This window comes from Burkholderia sp. RF4-BP95 (assembly GCF_001521985.1).
Lineage (GTDB): Bacteria > Pseudomonadota > Gammaproteobacteria > Burkholderiales > Burkholderiaceae > Burkholderia > Burkholderia diffusa.
This window is the reverse complement of sequence record NZ_LOSX01000073.1, coordinates 1-22,487: the sequence shown is the minus strand read 5'-3', so window position 1 is coordinate 22,487 and position 22,487 is coordinate 1. Positions and strand designations below refer to the sequence as shown.

Genomic DNA, 22,487 nt, shown 5'->3' with positions numbered 1-22,487 from the left:
GCCTCTCGGGCCAAAAGCTATTAGAGATTCAAGGAACGCTCCCCATGTCCCCCGACCGCACAGCGTCGCTGTCCCACTTCGCGTTCATGCCCTTACCGGACTTCACGATGATCGCGTTCACCAATGCGATCGAGGTGCTTCGGATGGCGAACTACCTGAGCGGCCAGCCGCTCTATCGCTGGTCGATCATCAGCCCGGACGGCGGCCCGGTCACGGCGAGCAACGGCCTCACGGTCGACACGGGACCGGCCGAATGCGTGGGGCAGCCGGATATCGTATTCGTGTGCGGCGGTGTCGACGTGCAACGCGCGACCACGCCCGCCCATCTGTCGACGCTGCGCCGCTTCGCGCGCATGGGGTTGCCGCTCGGCAGCCTGTGCACGGGCACCTATGCGCTCGCGAAGTCGGGGCTGCTCGCGGGCTATGCGTGCGCGATCCACTGGGAAAACATGTCGGCGCTGAAGGAAGAGTTTCCGGACACGCGCTTCCTGAAGGAACTGTTCGTGGTCGACCGCGACCGCATCACGTGCACGGGCGGCGTCGCGCCACTCGACATGATGCTGAACCTGATCGCCGCGCGCGTGGGCACCGCGCGCGTCACGCAGATCGCCGAGCAGTTCATCGTCGAACACGTGCGCGACACGAGCGCGCAACAGCGGATGCCGCTCGTCGCGCGGCTCGGCTCGGCGAACAAGTCGCTGTTCGAAGTGATCTCGCTGATGGAGAACAACATCGAGGAGCCGCTGTCGCGCGAGGAACTCGCACGACTCGCGAACATGTCGCAGCGCCAGCTGCAGCGTCTGTTCCGCGAGCATCTCGGGATGACGCCCACGCACTATTACCTGACGCTGCGGCTGCGCCGCGCGCGCGAGTTGCTGCTGCAGACCGACATGTCGATCATGCACATCACGATGGCGTGCGGCTTCCAGTCGGCCTGCCACTTCAGCAAGAGCTATCGCGATGCGTTCGGCGTCGCGCCGACGCGCGAGCGCCGCAAGCAGGTCGCACCGCTCGCGCAGGGCGCGGCGGCTACCGCACCGGCGTTTCCGGCTCATCTGATTCATGCGTGACGCGGGCGCGGCGCGATAAAAAAGGCGGCCTCGAAGGCCGCCTTTTTGCTGGTGCTTACGATCCCCACACCTGCATTTCGTCGAGCGAGTAACCCCACTGCGTCGCCCGCTTCGTGCCGAGCATCCGCACGTAGCGGCCCTGCGCGTTCAGGTTCGGCAGCGTGACGTGACCGTACGACACGCCGTTGTTCGTCGAGTAGACCGTCGTCCAGTTCGCGTTGTCGGTCGACGTCTGGATCTGGTAGACGAGCGCGCCCGCGTCCCAGTAGAGATCGACGCTGCTGATCTTCTTCACCGCGCCGAGATCGACGGAGATCCATTGCGGATCGACGCCCGCGCCTTCCGGCGAATCCCAGCGCGTGCTCGTCGTGTTGCCGTCGAACGCCTTGTCCGCCGTCAGCGATGCGTTGTAGCTCGCCGACGCGGCAGCCGGTCGACCTTGCGACAGCAGCGTCGGCTGCGCGGCGGCCGGGCCACTGTAGTAGCTCGAGCCGAGCTTCGCCTTGGTCGTGTCCGCGTTCACGCCGAATTGCGACAGGCTCCAGCGCTGGCCGGTCGTCACGTCGCCCACGTAGAGTTGGTACCCACCCGCCGTCGTCGACGAGAAGAACACGTAGTTCGTGCCGCTCACCGGCGCCGGGTCCGAGTTGTTGCTCATGCAGTCGTTGAGCGCCAACTGGTTCGGCGTCGACGCCGGGTCCGCCGTCTTTACGTAGATCTGGTCGGCGCCGCCCGTGTCCTTCCAGCGCGCGTAGAACACCATGCCGTCCGCACGCACGATCGGGTAATACGTCTGCAGCCCGGCCGGCTGATCGAACACGGCGGTCGCGCCGGTCGCGATCGTGCGCTTCATCAGCCCCATGTTCGAGCCGGTGCCCGTCGCGTAGTAGACGGCGCTCGCGTCCGGCGCGAGGAACGGCATCGAATATTCGGCGCCGGACGGTGCGTTGGTCAGGCTCACGACCGACGTGAACACCGGGCCCGCGCTCGTGTACGACAGCGTGCCCTGCTTCACGTCGCCGTTCTGCTTGAACACGAGCGTCCTGCCGTCGGCGCTGAACTTCGGATCCTCGTTGCGCGTCGCGCCCGTGCTGTTCGTCAGGTTGACCGGCGGCGTGCCGGCGCCGAGCTGCAGCATGAACACGTTCCAGGCGCCATTGCTGATGCCCATGAATGCAAGCCACTTGCCGTCGGGGCTGAACACGCCGTTCATCGGATCGGTGATGCCCCAGCTGCTCTTGCTCAACTGCGTGAGCGTGCGGGCCGAAAAGTCGTACAGGAACAGCTGGCTCGTACCGTCGCCGTACTTCACGTAGCTGTGATAGACGAGCTTGCCGGTCAGTGCGGCGGGAAACGTCGCATTGGATTGAGTCGGGGGATAGTTGATGCAGGCCGCTTCGGCGGCGCCGCCAGACAGGTTGAGTGCGACGCCGGCCACGAGGCCCGCGACGAGGAACTTCGATTTCACGCTGGTTGCTTCCGGGTAAGGTAAGGGCGGTGCGGACCCGGTCCCGCACACGGCGCGCGGGCGTGACGGATCCGCCGTCGGGGAGCGTGAACACCATATCGATCACGCGTCGGGAATAAGGCTTGCGAAGAATGCCGGTTCGCTGGTCTGAAGAAAAGGATCAGAGTCGGTCGAAAACGTGCGTATCAGCAAGTTGCGGATGAACTCGCGGATGAACGATTGGGGGCGGGATTGAACGCGGCGGACGCCGTGCTACTCTTTTTTCAGCGACGGCCGTGGTCGGCCGGAGGCCAGGCATGAAGCGATATGCGGTGCTCGCGCAGACGATTGCCGATTCGATCCGGCGCGGCGATTTGCCGGCAGGTGCACGCATCCCGACCGTGCGCTCGGCGTGCCGCGCCTATCGTGTCAGTCCTTCCACCGTGTTTCGCGCGTACTACGCGCTCGAAAGCGAGGGCCTGATCGTCGCGCGCGCGCGTTCCGGCTATTTCGTTGCGAACCTCGATGACAGGCGCGTGCGCGCGGGTCACGACACACCGCGCAAACCGGCCGCGACGCAGACCGGCGACGACGATGCGCTGTTCCAGCTGATCGACTCCCTCAAGCGCGACGACATCGTGCCGCTGGGTTCCGCATTCGCCAGCTATTCGCTGTTTCCGATGAGCAGCCTATGGCGATACGCGGCGACGGCCGCCCGCAACATGGACCGCGCGAAACTGCTGGCCGGCTTGCCGCCCGGCAACGAAGCGCTGCGCCGCCAGATCGCGTTGCGGTACCTGAACGCCGGCGCGTCGTTGCCGATGGAAGAAATCGTCATCACGACCGGCGCGGCGGAAGCGCTGACGCTGAGCCTGCAGGCGCTCACGCGCCCCGGCGACATCGTCGCGATCGAACGCCCTGCCTTTCCCGCGGTGCTGCAGGCCGTGCAGCGGCTGCATCTGAAGGCCATCGAGATTCCGGTGGACCCACGCACCGGCCTCGACCTCGACTCACTCGCCGAAGCACTCGACACGCATCCGGTGCGCGCGTGCTGGTTCATGACCTCGTTCCACAACCCGACCGGCGCGACGCTGCCCGACGAGCGCAAGCGCGCGCTGATCGAACTGCTCGCATCGCATCAGGTGCCGCTGATCGAGGACGACGTGTTCGGAGAACTACATTTCGGCCCGACGCCCACGCGTCCCGCGAAGCTGTACGACGACAACGGGCTCGTGCTGCATTGCGGTTCGTTCTCGAAGTGCCTCGCCCCCGGGTTCCGGGTCGGGTGGGTCGCGGCCGGACGTTACGTGAAGCAGATCAGGCAGGTGAAGAACGCGAGCGCGCCCGCGGCCGACGTGCCTGCGCAGATGGCCGTGTCCAGTTACCTGCGCAACGGCGCGTACGACCGCTTCCTGCGCAGGCTCCGGCGCAACCTGGCCGCGCACCAGGCGCAGATGCTCGCGGCCGTTCGCGCGTATTTCCCGGCCGACACGGAGGTATATGCCCCGCGCGGCGGATATTTCCTGTGGATCGAATTGCCGCCGCACGTGGATGCGATGCAGTTGTTCGGCGACGCGATGGAGAACGGGGTCAGCCTTGCGCCCGGGCCGATCTTTTCGATGACGGGCGCCTTTCACCGCTACGTCCGGCTGAACTATGGCCGACCGTGGACCCCTGCCGTCGAAGACGCGATGCAGACCATCGGAACGCTCGCGGGGCGGCAACAGCAAACGAGGTAGCAACGATCATGCAAGTCCTGCCCAACCGGAAAGTCCGCACGCGCGACACGCTGCGCGGCGCACTGAACCTGCGTGCCGAGCCGCGCGCCGCCGTCAGCCAGCGCTGCCGGCAGTGCGGCTTCATGGCGTTCCGCGCCATCGAGCAGTGCCCCGTCTGCGGACTGGGAGGCTGGCCGTTCGCGCCGCTGCATCATCAATCGAGCGACGATGCGCCCGCCGCGCAGGCCACGCCCCCGCACGAGGTGCAGCCCGTCCCGACGTGGTCGTCGCGCGTCGCGGCCGCGGTGCGCGGCGCGGCGGTCCAGCGGCCGAGCGCGTCGAGCGCGCCGCTGCTGAGCATCCTGACCCTCGTGATGCTGGTCGGCGGCTATGTGACGTACGACCGGACGTGCCGGGCGGATCCCGTCTGTCGCGGACCTGGCGCATCGCGCCCGGTGACGGCCTACGCCAGTCTGCATGCGGCCGATGCGCCGACGTTGCCGGTCGGGCCCGCGCCCGCACCCGCGGCCGCGCCGGTCCAGGCATTTCACCCGGCCGAGCGCGCGGCAGTCGATACCGCTCGGCTCGCCGACGCCAACGTCGACACCGACGCCGATCGATCGAGCAAGGCAGCCCAACCCGGCAACGCGGGCACGCCCCGACACGCGGCAGGACGCCCGACGACGACGCTCGCGCGGCACGCGCCGTCGGTTCACGGACCGAACGGCGCGCGCGGCGGCGGCGTTCGCGTCGCCGACTGGAAAGGCGACGCCGCCGCAACGCGACGCGGGCACGCGATACGCCACGTGGGCGTGCATACGCGTCATGGTCGACGAACCATGGCGAGCGGAGCCGAATTGGCGATGGTCTATCGCGGGCATTGAGCGCGCGGCGCATCGCGACCGCAGCCACGCCCACAGCGAAAAACGGGCGGCACCGTTTCCGGTACCGCCCGCTTCATGCGTGTCGTTCGTGCGTCAGGCCGCCAGCAAGCCGTGCGGATCGATCACGAATTTGCGCGGCGCGCCGCCGTCGAACTTCTTGTAGCCTTCCGGCGCCTGGTCGAGCGAGATCACCTCGACGTTGACGATCTTCGCGATCGGCAGACGGTCGAACAGGATTGCCTGCATCAGGTTGCGGTTGTACTTGAGCACCGGCGTCTGGCCCGTGAAGAACGAGTGCGACTTCGCCCAGCCGAGGCCGAAGCGGATGCTCAGGCTGCCGTGCTGCGCGGCCTTGTCCTTCGCGCCCGGATCGTCCGTCACGTACAGGCCCGGGATGCCGATCGCGCCGGCCGGCCGCGTGATTTCCATCAGCGAGTTCAGCACCGTCGCGGGCGCTTCCTCGGAATGGCCCGACGAACCGTGGCCGTGCGCCTCGAAGCCGACGCAGTCGACCGCGCAATCGATCTCCGGCACGCCGAGAATCTGCTCGATCTGCTCGCCGAGCGACGCGTCCTTCGACAGGTCGACCGTCTCGAAGCCCATCGCGCGCGCGTGCGCGAGGCGTTCCGCGTTCATGTCGCCGACGATCGTTACCGCCGCGCCGAGCAGGCGCGCCGACGCGGCCGCCGCCATGCCGACCGGGCCCGCGCCCGCGATGTAGACCGTCGAGCCCGGCTTCACGCCCGCGCTCACCGCGCCGTGATAACCGGTCGGCAGAATGTCGGACAGGCAGGTCAGGTCGCGGATCTTCGCCATCGCCTGGTCGCGGTCCGGGAATTTCAGCAGGTTGAAGTCCGCGTACGGCACGAGCACGTACTCGGCCTGGCCGCCGATCCAGCCGCCCATGTCGACGTAGCCGTAAGCACCGCCGGCACGCGACGGGTTCACGTTCAGGCATACGCCCGTATGCGTGTCCTTGCACATCGCGCAGCGGCCGCATGCGACGTTGAACGGCACCGACACGAGATCGCCGATCTTCAGCGTCTCGACGTCGCGGCCCACCTCGACCACTTCGCCCGTGATCTCGTGACCGAGCACGAGGCCGATCGGCGCGGTCGTGCGGCCGCGCACCATGTGCTGGTCGGAACCGCAGATGTTCGTGCTCACCACTTTCAGGATCACGCCGTGGCCGATCGCGCGGCCGGTCGGATCGACCATCTTCGGATAATCGATCTTCTGAACTTCGACCTTGCCCGGCCCAAGATAGACGACACCTCGATTGCTGCTCATCGTATTGTCTCCATGTCTCGTTGGATGGCGCTGCTGTGCGCCGGCAGATGCGGTGCTACGCAACGTGCTGTTCGAGAGTAGTCCCGGAGGTGGGGGCCCCGATGTCTCAAACGCGACATGCGTTTGAACGGTGCCGACATCGATGGCGGAAATGCGAAAGTCGGGTCAGGGAGAACGGCCGGAGGGCGGGATCGTGGAAGGCACGGAACGCGGGAGCGCGCGCCCAGGCCGGTCGGGCGCGCCGGTGGGCGCGCATTAGCCGCCCTGATTCTCGCGGATGATCGCGGCGGCCGCCGCTTCCGCGTCGCTCGCCAATCCGTCGTGCACGCGCGTGCTGACGGCCGGCGTCGGCGGCTCGCTGTCGAGCGCATGGCCGTCGCGGTTGCGCGTATCGACCGTCGCGCGCATCGACAGCCCGACCCGCAGCGGATGCGCGGCCAGGTCGCGGGGATCGATCGCGATCACGACCGGCACGCGCTGCACGACCTTGATCCAGTTGCCGGCCGCGTTCTGCGACGGCAGCATCGAGAACGCGCTGCCGGTGCCGGCCGAGAAGCCCTGCACGCGGCCGCGATAGGTCACGCGCGAGCCGTAGAGATCCGACACGACCTCGACCGGCTGCCCGATGCGCATGTGGCGAATCTGCCCTTCCTTGAAATTTGCCTCGATCCACAACTGATTGAGTTGCACGATCGACATCAGCGGCACGCCGGGCCCGACCTGCTGGCCGACCTGCACCGAACGCTGGCCGATCGTGCCGTCGACCGGCGCGACGATCGTCGTGCGCTTCAGGTTCCGGTACGCGAGCTTGAACTGCGCGGCCGCCTGCACGACGGACGGGCTTTCGTCGACGGGCAATCTGGTGCCGAGCGCGCGCGCCGCATCGAGCTGCGCCCGTGCGGCCGCGAGATTGGCCTGCGCGCCGGCGACCGCCGCGCGCGCGCGCGCCAGTTCCTCCGGCGCGACGATCTCGACCGACGCGCCCGAACGCGCGGCGAGCGCGCGCTGCGCGAGCGACAGGTCGGCCTGGCGCGCGTTCACGGCTTCGACGTACATCGTGTTCGAAATCTTCGCGTTCGCGACCTGCCGCACGGCCTGCACGAGTTGCGCCTTCGCCTGCGCGAACGCGACGGACGCCTCGGTGTCGTCGAGCCTCGCCAGCGTCTGCCCGGCGCGCACGGCCTGCGTATCGGCGACCAGCACGTCGGTCACCGCACCCGGAATCTGCGCGGCTACCTGCACGATGCTGCCCGCGACATACGCGTCGTCGGTGTCTTCGTCATAGCGGTCGCGCAACAGCCAGAACGCGATCCAGACGAGCGCGGCCAGCAGCACGACCGCGAAAAACAGCATGAAGCGCTTGCGGCGCGTCGCCCGGCGCGCGTCGAGTGCGGGATCGTTCAGGGCAGCCGGCTGCGCGGCGGTATGAAGGTTGTCGTGGTGCATCAGTCGCTTTGCGTAACGATCAGGCGGTCATGCTGGAACAGGGGGATCGGCGCTGGATTCGCCGCCGCCGTGCGAGAGGAAACGGGAGCGCCGCGAGGAGTGGCGCCGATGGCCGGCGTGTGCGCTGCGTCGTCGCGTCGTGCGGCCGCCGCATTCGATGCAGCGACGACCTGCGGGGCGGCCACGCTCTGCGCACGCGCATCGGCCGACGGCCCCGGCACCGACTGGCTCGCGGTCGCGGCGGCGGGCGAAGGGCCACGCTTCGCCGCCCCGCCACGCGCCCGATGCCCGGTCGGCGCCTGCGCAACCGTCGCGCCCGCGTCGAACCCGCCGCCCAGCGCGCCGATCAATCCGACACGCAGCGTCCGCTGCCGGCCAAGCAACGCGATCATCTGCGCGCGCTCGTCGATCAGCGTGAGATCCGCGACATCCACGTCCTTCTGCATCAGCACACCGCGCCGGTGACGGTCGGTCGCAATCTCCACGATCTTTTGCGCGGCCGCGACCGCATCCTGCTGCTGCGCGACGAGCGTCTGCGACGTACGAAGAGACGTGACGATCTGCGCGACCTGACCAAGCGCGTCGTCGACGGTCTTGTTGTACAGCCCGATCGCGACGTCGGCCTGCGCGACGTCCGCGCCGAGCTTCGCCTTCAGCCGGCCGCGATCGAACACCGGCAGCGAGATCGCCGGGCCGACGGACGCGCCGAGCGCGTCGCGCGAGAACAGCGACGCGGGCGTCAGCGCGAACACGCCGCCGAGCGCGACGAGGTTCACGTCCGGATAGAACTGCGCGCGCGTCGAATCGGCATTCGCGAACGCGGCTTCGACACGCAGCCGCGCGGCGACGATGTCGGGCCGACGGCCCAGCAGATCCGCCGGCAGCCGCGCGGGCAGCGCGCCGCCGGCCAATGCGCCGACGCGTGGCCGCTGCAGCGCGAGCCCGCGCTCCGGGCCGCGGCCCGACAGCACACCGAGCTGCAGTTGCGCGAGCTTGATCTGCTCGTCGTTCAGCGCGATCTGCGCGAGCAGCTTGCTGCGCTTGATCGATGCGTCGCTCGCGTCGTACGCGTTGTCGAGCCCGCGCGCGGTACGCTCGCGCAGCACGGTCGTCACGCGCTGACTGACCTTCAGCTTCTGCTGCAGCAGATCCTGCGTCGCGTACGCCTGGTCGAGCTGGCAGTACACGGTGACGATCGCGACCGCCAGCGTGAGCCGCACCTGCTCGGCCTCGACCCGCGCCGCTTCACGCAGCGACATCAGGCTCTTCGTCGCCGCGCGGTTCTTGCCCCACAGGTCGAGCTGGTAGTTGAGCCCGACGAACACCGACGACGGCGATACGTTCGGATCGCCAAATATCTCGACCGGCACGCGATAGCCGCCGACCGACACGTTGGCGACGTCGTCGCCCGGCTTCGGCATCCGCGCGCGGCTGACCGTTGCGCCGGCCGTGCCCGTCAGCCCCGTCAACGAATCGAACTGCTGAAGCTGCGCCTGCGCGATCCGCAGCCGCGCCTGCGCGACCTGCAGGTCGGGGTTGTTTTGCGATGCCTCGGCGACCAGCGCGTCGAGCTGCGGGTCCTGCAGCTGCTTCACCCAGTCGGGTGCGGGCCATGCACCGTCCACGCCGGGGCCGGCCGTGCGCGCGAGCGCATCGTCGGCCGGCGCGTGCAACGACAGCGACGGCAGGAAGCCCGTCGGCACGCATCCGCCCAATGCCATCGCCACCGCCGCGGCTCCGATCAACGCACCGCCCTTCACGCTACGCGCCCGCTCTGCCGCATTTTCTTTCACACGCCGCATCGCTTCCCTCACCCTTGCTGGACGCGCTGCGCCCGTGCGGCCAGACGCGGCCGCGTGCGCTCGAGCGGACCGAGCCGGCCGAACAGGCCGTCCGCGATACCGAACAGGATGCCGGCGAGCTTGTCGCGCTTGTCGCGCTCGACGAGCGCGATCTGCACGACCTGCCACACGGTCAGCAGGTTCGGCACGATCGCCACCGGAAAGCGCAGCCCGTACTGCATCCCGAGCTGCACCGCATTGCGCGCGCTGTAGTAGCGCCGTTGCCACGAGTGATTCATCGACGTCATTTCGAACGGGCCGAACACGTGACGCCGTTTCGCGCCGATCCGGTGCGGCAGCACCAGCGACGGCACGACGTAGAGCGGCACGTTGCGCGCGAGCGCACGGAAGCTGTACTCGGTGTCGACGTGATCGATGAACAGCGTCTCGTCGAAGCGGCCGAGCACGTCGAACGCGGCGCGCGACACGACGCAGCCCGACGAGATCAGGAACGCGCAGCGCTGCAACTGCGCGTCGGGATCGACGCGCAGCCGGCGCAATGCGATCCCGTTGGTCGCCAGCTCGGGCAGGAAGCTGCGCGCGTTCTCGTCGAAGATGCGCGGGCCGGCGAGGAACGCACGCCCCGCGAGCCCCGCGCAGGCGTCGCGCATCGTCGCGAAGTAATCGGCCGGCACCGACGAATCCTGGTCGAACAACGCGACCGCATCGACGTTGTCGCGAAACAGCGCCGCGAGCCCCGCGTTGTACGCGCCCGCGATTCCGCCGCGATTGCCGTGATGCAGCAGCGCGATGCCGTCGCGTGCGCATGCTTCGCTTGCGCGTGCGTCCGGCTGCGGCGTGTTGTCGACGACGAGCAGCGCATCGCACGCATGCCGCCACGCGCCGAGCGCCGCGAGCTGCGCGTCGGTCGGGTGATACAGGATCACGAGTGCGCCGAGTGTCGTCATGTCGCTCTCCTCAATGTCCGAATGAAGCCGCCGCGCCGCGCTTCGGCCGCGTGAGCCACATCATCGCGGCGAGCACGAGGCAGGTCATGCTCGCCATCCAGAACATGTCGCCCGTCGCCATCATGTACGCCTGCTGCATCACGACCTGGTGCAGCGTGGATAGCTCGCGCACGCCGTCCACGCCCATCGCGTTCAGCGTGTGCACGAAGCGCTGCGTGTTCGCCGATGCGTGCGTGACCGATTGCGACACGACGTCGTAGTGATAGGTCGCACGGTTGTCCCACAGCGTCACGCTCATCGCGGTGCCGAATGCGGCCGACAGCGTGCGCAGGAAGTTCGACAGGCTCGACGCGGCCGCGAGCCGGTCGTCCGGAATGCGCGACAGCGTCGCGGCGGTCAGCGGAATGAAGAAACACGGCAGCCCGATCCCCTGGATCAGCCCGGGCGCGGCGATCTGCGCGAACGTCATCTTCAGCGTGAAATGCGCGTCCCATGCGAGCACGGCCGCGAACACGAGGAAGCCGAAGGTCGCGAGCACGCGCGCGTCGAAGCGGTGCGCGTGCAGGCCGACGAGAATCGAGAACACGAGCGCGAGCACGCCGAGCGACGCGGTGGCGAGCCCCGCGTGGAACGCGTTGTAGCCCATCACCGCCTGCATCCACAGCGGGAACACGACGCCCACCACCGAGAAACTCATCATGCCGAGCGAGATGATCAGGACGCAGAACGAGAACGTGCGATCGCGAAACAGGCTCAGGTCGACGACCGGATGGGCCTCGCCGGCCTCCCAGATCAGCAGCGACACGATCGCGAGCCCCGCGACCACCGCGAGCGTAACGATCAGCGGCGAATCGAACCAGCCCTTGTCGTGGCCGAGATCGAGCATCGCCTGCAGCGAACCGACGCCGATCACGAGCAGCACGATGCCCGGCACGTCGATCGGGCCGGCCGCGCCGCGCTGCGCGTCGGGGCGCAGCATCGCGGTGCAGACCGCGAACGAGAACAGCCCGATCGGCAAATTGATCAGGAAGATCCACGGCCACGAGAAGCTGTCGACGATCCAGCCGCCGACCACCGGCCCGAAGATCGGCGCGAGCAGCACCGTCATCGCCCATAGCGCGAGCGCGACGGTGCGCTTGTCCGGCGGGAACGTGCGCAGCAGGATCGTCTGCGACAACGGCACCATCGGCCCCGAGCACAGCCCCTGGAGCGCACGGCAGACCACCAGCACGTGCAGGTCGCGCGCGAGGCCGCACAGCAGCGACGTCAGCGTGAACAGCAGCACCGCGCCGACGAACAACCGCAGCTCGCCGACGCGCCGCGCGAGCCAGCCGGTCAGCGGCACCGCGATCGCGGCCGCGACCGAATACGAACTGATCACCCACGTGCCCTGGCTGTTCGAGACGCCGAGACTGCCCGAGATCGCGGGCACCGCGACGTTGGTGACGGTCGAGTCGAGCACTTCGATGAAGGTCGCGAGCGACAGCGCGAACGTCAGCAGCGCGAGCCGCGCGCCGCGCACCGGCGACGCAGCTGATGCGGGTTCGCTCGCGTCGAAGGCGGCGGGTGTGTCCCGAGGCGGCGATGCCGTGCTCATGTGCCCGCCATCGCGACAACGGGCCGCGAGATCGCGCGCTCGTGGCTCGGCGCGAAGCGCTCGATGTAATCGGCAGCCGTTTCGCAGCCGTCCGGCGCCGCGTGGATCAGCGCACGCGTGCGTTCGGCATGCACGGAGAATTCGGGTTCATCCAGCACGCGCGCGAGCGCCGCACCGAGACGCACGCCGTCGACCGCACCGTCGACGCGCACGCCGGCGCCGCTGGCCGCGACGCGCTGCGCGTTGTCGAACTGGTCGTGCGCGAACGGTGTCACGACCTGCGGAATTCCTGCTTCGAATGCGAGCGCCGCGGTGCCGATCCCGCCGTGATGCACGAGCGCGCGACAACGCGGCAGCAGCGTGCGCATCGGCACGAAGCGGCGCACCAGCAGCCGGTCGCCGTCCGGTGCCGCATCGTGCGGGCTCAGCAGGATGCCGCGCGCGCCGGTGGCATGCAGCGCGCCCGCGACCGCGCGCGCATATGCGGCGTGATCGACCAGCGTCGACCCTGCAGTGAAGACCACGGACGGCTCGCCGGCGGCAAGAAACGCGTCGAGCGCGCGATCGTCGTCGGGTGTCGCGATGTCGTTGAACAACGGAAAGCCGCTTTGCAGAACGCCAGCAGGCCAGTCGCGCTGCGCCGGGGCGAACCAGTCGGGAAACAGGCACAGCACGCCGTCGGTCGAATGCAGCCAGCGTCCGAGCACGCGCCGCGCGGGCGCAAGCCCGAGGTCTCGGCGCACCGCGTTGAGCGCCGGCCCGCACACGCGGTCGAGCACCTGTCGCTCGATCAGCGTCATCAGCGCCGCCTTCACCGGCAGCGGCCAGCGCGCGGGAATCGTCAGGCGCGGATGCGTCGGCGGCACGTGCGCGGACAGCAGCGTCGACGGCGACACCTGCACCGACACATACGGCGTGCCGTGCAACTCCTGCATGAAGCGCGCGGAAAACGCCCACAACGTGCCGACCAGCACGGTGTCGCGATCGGTCAGCGCGCGCAGCGTGTCGTAATGCGGGCGCAGCACCGGCGCGATCACCTGCCACAGCGTGCGGAACGACGTGCGCGGATTCCACAGCGCCGGGTTCGCCATCGCGGCCTCGTACTCGGCCCTCGTGCCGACCGGCACGAACGTGAAGCCGCAGCGGCGCGCGGCCGCCGCGAACGGCGGATGCGTGCAGAACACGACGTCGTGGCCGCGCAGCGCGAGCGCACGCGCGACGCCGAGCAGCGGATGCACGTCGCCCGCCGAGCCGATCGCGGTCACGATCACCTTCGCCATCGCGCGCCTCGCGGGGGTCAGTAGAAGCCGGGGATCAGCGCCGCGACCTCGCGGCGATACTGCGTGTACGCCGGCCCGAAATGACCGGTGAGCCAGCTCTCCTCGACGCGCACCTTGTACGCGAGCGATGCGAACACGAGCGCGACGCCGAGCGCGCCGCGCCACTCGCCGCCGATCAGCGCGGCGCCGACCAGCGCGATCAGGCAGCCGGTGTAGATCGGATGGCGCACGAGGCCGTACGGGCCGGTGCGGACGAGTTCGTGGTTTTCCTTCAGCGTGACGGACACGCTCCAGTTCGTGCCGAGATGCAGCCGCGCCCACACGGAGAACAGCAGCCCCGCGACAAGCACCGCGAGCCCGCATTGCGCCTGCAGGCCGAAGCGCTGCCAGTCGGGCACGAGTGCCTGCCACGACGGATCGGGCAGGATGATCAGCGCGCCGCCGACGATCAGCGGAATCGACTGCAGCGTGCGCGAGCGCGACGCCTCCTTGCGCACGGTCGTCTTCACGGCCTGCGACGTCATGATCCAATAGGCGAGCCACGCGGCCCAGGGAACGACGATGGCGATGGTCTGAACGATATTCACGGCTGGCCTGCCTCGTGTGGAAGAGAATTCGGATGCACCCGGTGTGCCCGGTGCGCGACGTGCTGCGTCATGACGACAGCGCCGGCATCGGCGCGGACACACATGCGTGCGCGGCGCCGAGCGCGATGCCCGCGGCGACGGGTGGCGTGTCGCAGAAGAAGTCGAGCAGCGCCGTGCGCGTGGTTTCGCGCTGCGCGCGGCCTTCGATGTCGAGGAAATGGCCGGCGTCGGGAATCGTCGCGAAGCGCGCGCGGGGCACGTGCGCGGCGAGCTGGCGGACATCGGCCGGCGTCGTATATTCGTCGCGCTCGCCGTTCAGGAACAGCAGCTCGCAGCCGATGTTCGAGAACTCGCTCAGGTAGCGCTCCGGCTGCAGCGACAGGATCTGGTCGACGTGGAACGCGACCTGGTCCTGCTCGTCGCGCGGCAGGCGCGTCAGATAGCGGTAGTTGTACAGCTTCATGATGCGCGGCAGGTAGCGGCCGACCGTATCGTTCAGCAACTGCGCGGCCTTCAGGTTCTCGCCCGCGGCGATGTGGTCGCGTGCGCGCGTCACGTAGTCGACCATCGCGTCGTTCAGGAACGGCGAGAACGAGCAGATCGCCGCGCGCCGCACGCTCGGGCAGCCGCGCGCGAGCGCGAACAGCGACGCGACGCCGCCCCACGACACCGATACGAGGAACGCCGGCGCGAAGCGCTCGACCAGATGCTGGAGGATCGCGGCCTCGTCGTCCTTGGTCAGGATGAAGCAGCCGGGGTTGTGCTGGCGCGACTGCCCCGCATACGGCAGGTCGAAGCAGATCGTGTTCATCCGCTCGCCGAGATACTGGACGGTCTGCCCGAACGATGCGGTCGTTGCGAGCGCGCCGTTGACGAGCATCGCCGTGTCGAACGACGGATCGAACACGTTCCGTTCGACGTAGACCTTCAGACCATTCGGTAGCGGGACCACGTGTTTTTCGGTCGGCATCGTCGTTCTCCGGTGGATGCGGCGTCTCGGCGTCGCGGCATGCTGCAGGTGCGCAATGGCGGGCACCGGCCCTGTCGCGGTCGTTGGCCGCGCCCATTGCCGACGCACCGCGGGAAAACCCGCGGCGTCGATTAATTCCTTTTGGTTCGGCGCCATACTAATACGGGCAATATTACTTACTCAAGTCATTCCAACGATCCCCTCTACTTCATCTGGAAATACGCCAGATTCAAATATTTTTGTCATTTTTTATGGTAGACGGAATCGATCGCGGGTTGACAGCAATCGTTTGCAGCCAAGCCGACGAACGATCTAAAATCCATCATATTCCCTTTAAATTCAATGCGATATGCAGTTTAAATCGATTGATTGAAACGAATTCCAGGAAATTCCCTATGACGGTATGCGAGATCAGAATTTTCTGATTTTCGAAAATCTCACATAGCTCGACATTCTTTCGACGTGTAATAAATCGAATCGGGAAACTTTCCCAACCATTGCGTCATCTCTTCGGAAATCGCTTTAAACAAACTTCAATTTATTTAACCTCCTTTCAATTCGTTTTTCCGCACCTGCACAATCATCGCAGCGGTATCTGCCCCTCAAGCCGATCACACGATTTCCCGTCCGACCCCGATTTTTTGTTGATTGAACGTTCAATAAAAAACCGCTAAGCTCTCGACTTCCAGGAACGGCCCGTCCGGGCGAAGGGAGTCGCGATGCCGAAAGTCGGAATGCGGGAGATTCGTCGCGCGCAGTTGATCGACGCGACGCTGCGCTCGATCGACGAGGCCGGCCTGCCCGGCACGACACTCGCATCGGTCGCGCAGCGCGCGAACATCTCGACGGGTATCGTCAGCCATTACTTCGGCGACAAGGACGGCCTGCTCGAAGCCACGATGCGGCACGTGCTGCGCGATCTGTGGGCGGCCACCACGCGCCGCCGCGTCGCGGCACGCAAGGACCCGCGTTCCCGGCTGCGCGCGATCGTCGCCGCGAACTTCGACGACACGCAGGTCAGCGCGCCCGTGATGAAGACCTGGCTCGCGTTCTGGTCGCAGAGCATGCACGACGCGATGCTCAAGCGCCTGCAGCACGTCAACACGCGGCGCCTCCATTCGAATCTGTGCGCGGAATTCGCGAAGGCGTTGCCGCGCGCGAAGGCGCGGGAAGCCGCCAGCGGCCTCGCCGCGCTGATCGACGGCCTGTGGCTGCGCGGCGCGCTCGCCGGCGGCCCCATCGACACACGGGCTGCACTGAAGCTCGCCCACAATTACATCGACCTGCTGCTCGCGTCGGACTGACGCGTCGCGCAGTCGCCCTCAAGGAGATCCTCATGTCCGTATACGGTTTGCAGCGCCTCTACATCGGCGGCGGTTACGTCGACGCCACCAGCGGCAAGACTTTCGATACCTTCGATCCCGCCACGGGCGAACTGCTCGCGCAGGTGCAGCAGGCGAGCGCGGCCGACGTCGACCGCGCGGTCGCATCGGCGCAGGAAGGCCAGCGTGAATGGGCCGCGATGACCGCGATGCAGCGCTCGCGGATCCTGCGCCGCGCGGTCGACCTGCTGCGCGAACGCAACGACGAACTCGCGGCGATCGAGACGCGCGACACCGGCAAGCCGATCGGCGAGACGCTCGCGGTCGACATCGTCACCGGTGCGGACGTGATCGAGTACTACGCGGGCCTCGCGACCGCGATCGAGGGGCTGCAGGTGCCGCTGCGCGCCGAGTCGTTCGTCTATACGCGCCGCGAGCCGCTCGGCGTGTGCGCGGGTATCGGTGCATGGAACTACCCGATCCAGATCGCATGCTGGAAGACGGCGCCCGCGCTCGCGGCCGGCAATGCGATGGTGTTCAAGCCGAGCGAAGTCACGCCGCTCACCGCGCTGAAGCTCGCTGAAATCTATACGGAAGCCGGCGTGCCGGCCGGCGTGTTCAACGTCGTGCAGGGCGACGGTTCGGTCGGCGCGCTGCTGACGGGCCATCCGGACATCGCGAAGGTGTCGTTCACCGGCGGCGTCGAGACCGGCAAGAAGGTGATGTCGCTCGCTGGCGCATCGTCGCTGAAGGAAGTGACGATGGAGCTCGGCGGCAAGTCGCCGCTGATCGTGTTCGACGATGCCGACCTCGACCGCGCCGCCGACATCGCGGTCACCGCCAACTTCTTCAGCTCGGGCCAGGTCTGCACCAACGGCACGCGCGTGTTCGTGCACAGCTCGGTCAAGGATGCATTCACGCAGAAGGTGCTCGAACGCGTGAAGCGCATTCGCGTCGGCAAGCCGACCGATGCCGACACCAACTTCGGCCCGCTCGTGTCGGCCGCGCAGCTCGACAAGGTGCTCGGCTTCATCGAGAGCGGCAAGGCCGAGGGCGCGAAGCTGCTCGCGGGCGGCACGCGCCTGACCGACGGCCACTTCGGCAACGGCCAGTACGTCGCGCCGACCGTGTTCGGCGACTGCCGCGACGACATGAAGATCGTCCGCGAAGAAATTTTCGGGCCGGTGATGAGCATCCTCGATTTTGAATCGGAGGACGAAGTGATTGCCCGCGCGAACGACACGCACTACGGCCTCGCGGCCGGCGTCGTGACCGAGAACCTGTCGCGCGCGCATCGCACGATCCACCGCCTCGAAGCCGGCATCTGCTGGATCAACACGTGGGGCGAATCGCCGGCCGAGATGCCGGTTGGCGGATACAAGCAATCCGGTGTCGGACGCGAGAACGGCATCACGACGCTCGAACACTACACTCGAATCAAATCGGTTCAGGTCGAGCTCGGCCGCTACAACCCGGTGTTTTGAGAACGACAGGAGATACACCGTCATGACGACACGCGAATACGACTACATCATCTGCGGCGCCGGTTCCGCGGGCAACGTGCTCGCGACGCGCCTGACGGAAGATCCGAACGTCACGGTGCTGCTGCTCGAAGCGGGCGGCCCCGACTACCGCTTCGACTTCCGTACGCAGATGCCGGCGGCACTCGCCTATCCGCTGCAGGGCCGTCGCTACAACTGGGCCTACGAGACCGACCCCGAGCCGCACATGGACAACCGCCGGATGGAATGCGGCCGCGGCAAGGGGCTCGGCGGCTCGTCGCTGATCAACGGGATGTGCTACATCCGCGGCAACGCGCTCGACTACGACAACTGGTCGACGCACAAGGGGCTCGAGAACTGGACGTATCTCGACTGCCTGCCGTACTTCAAGAAGGCCGAGACGCGCGACGTCGGCCCGAACGACTATCACGGCGGCGACGGCCCCGTGTCGGTCACGACCAGCAAGCCGGGCGTGAACCCGCTGTTCGAGGCGATGGTCGATGCGGGCGTGCAGGCCGGCTATCCGCGCACCGACGACCTGAACGGCTATCAGCAGGAAGGCTTCGGCCCGATGGACCGCACCGTCACGCCGAAGGGCCGCCGCGCGAGCACCGCGCGCGGCTACCTCGACCAGGCGAAGGTGCGGCCGAACCTCGAGATCGTCACGCATGCGCTCGCCGACCGCATCCTGTTCGACGGCAAGCGCGCATCGGGCGTCACGTACCTGCGCGGCAGCGAGCGCGCGACCGCGCATGCGCGCCGCGAAGTGCTCGTGTGCAGCGGCGCGATCGCGTCGCCGCAGTTGCTGCAGCGCTCGGGCGTCGGCCCCGGCGCGTGGCTGAAGGAACTCGACATCCCCGTCGTGCTTGATCTGCCCGGCGTCGGCCAGAACCTGCAGGATCACCTGGAGATGTACATCCAGTACGAGTGCAAGGAGCCGGTGTCGCTGTATCCGGCGCTCAAGTGGTGGAACCAGCCGAAGATCGGCCTCGAATGGATGCTGAACGGCACCGGCCTCGGTGCGACCAACCACTTCGAGGCGGGCGGCTTCATCCGCACGCGCGACGACGATCTGTGGCCGAACATCCAGTATCACTTCCTGCCCGTCGCGATCAACTACAACGGCTCGAACGCGATCGAGATGCACGGCTTCCAGGCGCACGTCGGCTCGATGCGTTCGCCGAGCCGCGGCCGCGTGAAACTGCGCTCGCGCGATCCGAACGATCACCCGAGCATCCTGTTCAACTACATGGCCGAATCGCTCGACTGGCGCGAGTTCCGCGATGCGATCCGCGCGACGCGCGAGATCATGCGGCAGCCCGCGCTCGACCGCTATCGCGGCCGCGAGCTGAACCCGGGTGCCGACTGCAAGACCGACAAGGAACTCGACGCGTTCGTGCGGGCCCGCGCGGAAACCGCGTTCCATCCGTCGTGCTCGTGCAAGATGGGTTACGACGACATGGCCGTGGTCGACGAGGAAGGCCGCGTGCACGGGCTCGAAGGGTTGCGCGTGGTCGACGCATCGATCATGCCGATCATCACGACCGGCAACCTGAACGCGCCGACGATCATGATCGCGGAGAAGATCGCCGACAAGATTCGCGGTCGCACGCCGCTGGCGCGGGTGGATGTGCCTTACTTCGTCGCGAACGGTGCGATGGCGCGCAATATCGCGAAGGCGGTGAGGCAGCCGGAGACGGTTTGACGGGGACGAGTGCACGACCTTGTCTTTGCGCTCTGTACGTGCAATTCGCAGACATCGTTTCACTTACTTGAAGGCCGTTTCTTTGGGGCGTCGGGACCCGTGGCACCGGTAGGAGACACGGGTTCCAACGCTCACCAATGATGTTCACCGAGGATCTTGTCGACCCGCCATTCGCGGTGTCGAATTCTCTCTTTCCTCCCGTCATACGCACTTTCCACCGCTTCCGAGAGAAGTGTGTCTTCACCCAGTTCCGCTATTCGATCGACGGTCGTCTTGCTACCAAGTGAGGTGTGCGGGCGGGCGCCAATTGTAGTCAAACCGCCATTCTTCAATTCGCTCGTCGATCGCGTCCTCAGCCTCAGGCCCGCTGCAGCCCCTGGAATTCCCTCTGCAAACCCACTTCTGGAGAAGGAATGTCATAAACCAGGTTACCGTTGGCCCCGCGGTTGGAGAAACCCCTTTGTTGAACTGCCTTATCCCATGCCGCATTGGTTGTTGCAATCGGATCGTCAGTAAAAACGCCGCGTGGGACTTGCCTATTTGGCATGTCCTCTCCATGTCGCATCACATACTCAGGTGCGGTTTCTCCTGTCCTTGGATTGGCCCTTGACCAATCCAAGCATCCACAAGCCGGAGGCGTTTTAGACGTCAGGCCCAGAGGATCAATCCAACTTATCGGGTTCGGCGCGTACTGGTAGACGTTGTCCCCACCCGCGAGCCCAATCGGGTCCTTGCTAACGAACCGCCCACTACCCGGATCGTAGTACCGATGCCGGTTGTAATGCAGCCCCGTCTCACGATCAAAGTACTGCCGCGCAAACCGCAGCGGATTCGCGATGCCAGCCTTGCGCGCCGCCTCGCTGATCACCTCCCGCGCTTCACCCCACGCCTGATAGCGTGCCGACCACGCCAGCTCACCCGCCTCGTCCGTCAACTCCTGCGGCGTGCCGATCTGGTCACAATGGTAGTACGCCAGCGACGTGAGATCCGGCGCTTCGTTCTCCCCATCCCCCAGCACCGCCGGCCCCGTCACGCGCAACAGCGGCGTGAAGCTTCCCGGCTCATACACATAGTGTGTCGTCTCGCGCTTGTCCCACGACGTCTCATACGCCAGCGTATCGCCGTCCCAGCCGTACAACGTCAGCCCATAGCCGTGCTCCTGCTTCAGCCGACGCCGTTTCGCATCGGCACATCACCATCTGAGCGGATTGCCAGCAACCCCGCTAACATCAAGAGCCGCTCACGTGGCCCTTAGTTCGTCAGAGTGGTTCAATGGGTGTGTTGAGTTTCATATCTTTTTTTGAACCTATCAGATATTTATCCAACTTTAACGCCTTGATTTCTTCGAGTGTCGCCGCTCGCCACTGCCACGCCTCATCCCAGCCAAGCCAATTGGCATGAGAGGCACTTTCCCCCATACATGCATCAGCCATATCAGCCGTACAGCTATCAAACTCCGACGAATACCCTATAACACGACCATCAGACAACTTAATCAAATGCAGCTCATCGCCATGCCCAAACCCGGCATCATATGCTGCTACCACGTAATATCTTTCTTCCACAAAATCCTCACTTAGGAAACGACGTGACCACCTTATTCGCCCCGTCCGGGCTAGTCACGATTCGAACGCTATCCAGTATCGGATGTCCCGCCGCAGCCCCTGGAATCCCTCCCTGCAAACCCACTTCCGGATAAGGAATGTCATAAACCAAGTTACCGTTTGGCCCCACGGTTGGAGAAACCCTTTGTTGAACTGCCTTATCCCATGCCGCATTGGTTGTTGCAATCGGATCGTCAGTAAAAACGCCGTGTGGGACTTGCCTATTAGGTATTTCCTCTCCATGTCGCATCACATACTCAGGTGCGGTTTCTCCTGTCCTTGGATTGGCCCTTGACCAATCCAAGCATCCACAAGCCGGAGGCGTTTTAGACGTCAGGCCCAGAGGATCAATCCAGCTTATCGGATTCGGCGCGTACTGGAAAACGTTGCTTCCGCGAGCGAGCCAATCGGGTCCTTGCCAATGAACCGCCCGAGTTCGGATCGTAGTACCGATACCTGTTATACAGCAAAGATCACTTCATCGGCCCTGACTGGATCGACTTCTACGCGCAACTATCGCAAGAAAGAAAATATTCAAACCTCTTCAGATCAAATTCCTCCTTCACGAAGGGTGCGAGTTGTAGCGCCTTATTAGCATCTATAGCATACTCATCACACATTGGATCATCAGCACCATCCAAAAATATCTTCTGAAGCAAATTAAGAGTGGGTGCGCTTGAAAAAGAAATATCCCTCACATGCGCATCGCCATCCTTTTCAAAAACAGAAATATAGCGATATACGTTTTCCTCACTCATGGCTCAATCGTCCTTGCTGGGTCAACTCCCTTGCCAGATATAGCTTCGCCCGTCTCGGGATCAAATGCACCCATGTGCTTTCCTCGCTTGTTGTACATTTCAACCTCGCCGTGCTGAGAGTCCCACTCGCAAATGCATCCGTTTGCTCGCTTCCAACGCTTTCGTAATCCGCCGCCACCTTGCACCGGCGTCTTCGGTTTTACGCGCACGGCATCCGGGAAGCCGGGCAAACTCGATGGCGCAGGAATGTACTTGCTCAATCCAAGCGGATCGATCCACTCGATCGGATTCGGCGCGTACTGGTAGACGTTAATTCCACCCGCAAGCCCAATCGGGTCCTTGCTAACGAACCGCCCACTACCCGGATCGTAGTACCGATGCCGGTTGTAATGCAGCCCCGTCTCGCGATCAAAGTACTGCCCCGCAAACCGCAGCGGATTCGCGATCCCGGCCTTGCGCGCCGCCTCGCTGATCACCTCCCGCGCTTCACCCCACGCCTGATAGCGTGCCGACCACGCCAGCTCACCCGCCTCGTCCGTCAACTCCTGCGGCGTGCCG

The 22,487-nt window shown here is 66.0% G+C and carries 19 protein-coding genes and 1 pseudogene; 6 read left to right on the top strand and 14 right to left on the bottom strand.

Features of this window, described 5'->3' with window-relative positions; translation table 11 throughout:
* The first annotated feature begins 44 nt into the window (after positions 1–44).
* The gene (locus WS46_RS24470) at positions 45–1,070 is read left to right on the top strand and encodes a GlxA family transcriptional regulator (protein WP_059692028.1); all 1,026 of its coding nucleotides are present in this window, start codon (positions 45–47) and stop codon (positions 1,068–1,070) included.
* Positions 1,071–1,125: 55 nt separating this feature from the next.
* Here WS46_RS24470 and WS46_RS24465 read toward each other — a convergent pair whose 3' ends face one another.
* The gene (locus WS46_RS24465) at positions 1,126–2,538 is read right to left on the bottom strand and encodes a discoidin domain-containing protein (protein WP_059692027.1); all 1,413 of its coding nucleotides are present in this window, start codon (positions 2,536–2,538) and stop codon (positions 1,126–1,128) included.
* 296 nt (positions 2,539–2,834) lie between these two features.
* Between WS46_RS24465 and WS46_RS24460 the strand changes: the two genes are divergently transcribed.
* Both WS46_RS24460 and WS46_RS24455 read left to right on the top strand, forming a co-directional pair.
* Positions 2,835–4,256, top strand: a complete 1,422-nt coding sequence (locus WS46_RS24460) for a PLP-dependent aminotransferase family protein (RefSeq protein ID WP_059692026.1) — start codon at positions 2,835–2,837, stop codon at positions 4,254–4,256.
* Positions 4,257–4,264: 8 nt separating this feature from the next.
* Positions 4,265–5,119 carry a hypothetical protein gene (locus WS46_RS24455; protein WP_059692025.1) on the top strand — a complete coding sequence of 285 codons (855 nt, stop codon included), beginning with the start codon at positions 4,265–4,267 and terminating at the stop codon, positions 5,117–5,119.
* Positions 5,120–5,212: 93 nt separating this feature from the next.
* Here WS46_RS24455 and fdhA read toward each other — a convergent pair whose 3' ends face one another.
* From fdhA to WS46_RS24415, 8 genes are all read right to left on the bottom strand, one after another.
* Positions 5,213–6,409 carry a formaldehyde dehydrogenase, glutathione-independent gene (fdhA, locus tag WS46_RS24450; RefSeq protein WP_044844368.1) on the bottom strand — a complete coding sequence of 399 codons (1,197 nt, stop codon included), beginning with the start codon at positions 6,407–6,409 and terminating at the stop codon, positions 5,213–5,215.
* Positions 6,410–6,664: 255 nt separating this feature from the next.
* Positions 6,665–7,855: an efflux RND transporter periplasmic adaptor subunit gene (locus tag WS46_RS24445; protein ID WP_059692024.1), complete on the bottom strand. Its 1,191-nt coding sequence runs from the start codon at positions 7,853–7,855 to the stop codon at positions 6,665–6,667.
* Positions 7,855–9,657, bottom strand: a complete 1,803-nt coding sequence (locus tag WS46_RS24440) for an efflux transporter outer membrane subunit (RefSeq protein ID WP_059692023.1) — start codon at positions 9,655–9,657, stop codon at positions 7,855–7,857. Before WS46_RS24440 ends, WS46_RS24445 begins: the two co-directional genes overlap by 1 nt.
* Positions 9,658–9,665: 8 nt before the next feature.
* Entirely contained in the window at positions 9,666–10,604 is a 939-nt protein-coding gene (locus WS46_RS24435) for a glycosyltransferase family 2 protein (RefSeq protein WP_059692022.1), read from the bottom strand.
* Between the two features lie 10 nt (positions 10,605–10,614).
* Positions 10,615–12,201, bottom strand: a complete 1,587-nt coding sequence (locus WS46_RS24430) for a DHA2 family efflux MFS transporter permease subunit (RefSeq protein WP_059692021.1) — start codon at positions 12,199–12,201, stop codon at positions 10,615–10,617.
* Positions 12,198–13,481, bottom strand: coding sequence for a glycosyltransferase (locus WS46_RS24425; RefSeq protein WP_059692020.1), 1,284 nt, complete (start codon positions 13,479–13,481; stop codon positions 12,198–12,200). Before WS46_RS24425 ends, WS46_RS24430 begins: the two co-directional genes overlap by 4 nt.
* 17 nt (positions 13,482–13,498) lie before the next feature.
* Positions 13,499–14,068 carry an isoprenylcysteine carboxylmethyltransferase family protein gene (locus WS46_RS24420; protein ID WP_059692019.1) on the bottom strand — a complete coding sequence of 190 codons (570 nt, stop codon included), beginning with the start codon at positions 14,066–14,068 and terminating at the stop codon, positions 13,499–13,501.
* Between the two features lie 67 nt (positions 14,069–14,135).
* Entirely contained in the window at positions 14,136–15,038 is a 903-nt protein-coding gene (locus WS46_RS24415; protein ID WP_059692018.1) for an alpha/beta fold hydrolase, read from the bottom strand.
* Between the two features lie 719 nt (positions 15,039–15,757).
* Between WS46_RS24415 and betI the strand changes: the two genes are divergently transcribed.
* Genes betI through betA form a run of 3 tightly spaced genes read left to right on the top strand, consistent with a single transcriptional unit; the run spans position 15,758 to position 19,567 of the window.
* A complete protein-coding gene (betI, locus tag WS46_RS24410; RefSeq protein WP_059534154.1) occupies positions 15,758–16,342 on the top strand; it encodes a transcriptional regulator BetI in 585 nt (194 codons plus the stop codon).
* Positions 16,343–16,374: 32 nt separating this feature from the next.
* Entirely contained in the window at positions 16,375–17,844 is a 1,470-nt protein-coding gene (gene betB / locus WS46_RS24405) for a betaine-aldehyde dehydrogenase (RefSeq protein WP_059692017.1), read from the top strand.
* 22 nt (positions 17,845–17,866) lie between these two features.
* Positions 17,867–19,567, top strand: a complete 1,701-nt coding sequence (gene betA / locus WS46_RS24400) for a choline dehydrogenase (RefSeq protein ID WP_059692016.1) — start codon at positions 17,867–17,869, stop codon at positions 19,565–19,567.
* A 59-nt stretch (positions 19,568–19,626) separates the two neighbouring features.
* On the opposite strand, the pseudogene WS46_RS34460 reads toward betA, so the two are convergent.
* From WS46_RS34460 to WS46_RS36795, 5 genes and pseudogenes are all read right to left on the bottom strand, one after another.
* Positions 19,627–19,921: pseudogene (locus tag WS46_RS34460) on the bottom strand (integrase core domain-containing protein); the annotation flags it as partial.
* A 4-nt stretch (positions 19,922–19,925) separates the two neighbouring features.
* Positions 19,926–20,705, bottom strand: coding sequence for an RHS repeat-associated core domain-containing protein (locus WS46_RS36930; protein ID WP_059692015.1), 780 nt, complete (start codon positions 20,703–20,705; stop codon positions 19,926–19,928).
* Positions 20,706–20,826: 121 nt separating this feature from the next.
* Complete coding sequence (locus WS46_RS35620) at positions 20,827–21,114, bottom strand: hypothetical protein (protein WP_179949183.1); 288 nt, start codon at positions 21,112–21,114, stop codon at positions 20,827–20,829.
* Between the two features lie 560 nt (positions 21,115–21,674).
* On the bottom strand, positions 21,675–21,929 hold the full coding sequence (locus WS46_RS35615) for a hypothetical protein (RefSeq protein WP_156443178.1): 255 nt from the start codon (positions 21,927–21,929) through the stop codon (positions 21,675–21,677).
* On the bottom strand, positions 21,926–22,487 hold a 562-nt coding region (locus WS46_RS36795; RefSeq protein ID WP_179949182.1), incomplete at its 5' end, for a colicin E3/pyocin S6 family cytotoxin. The genes WS46_RS35615 and WS46_RS36795, both read right to left, overlap by 4 nt.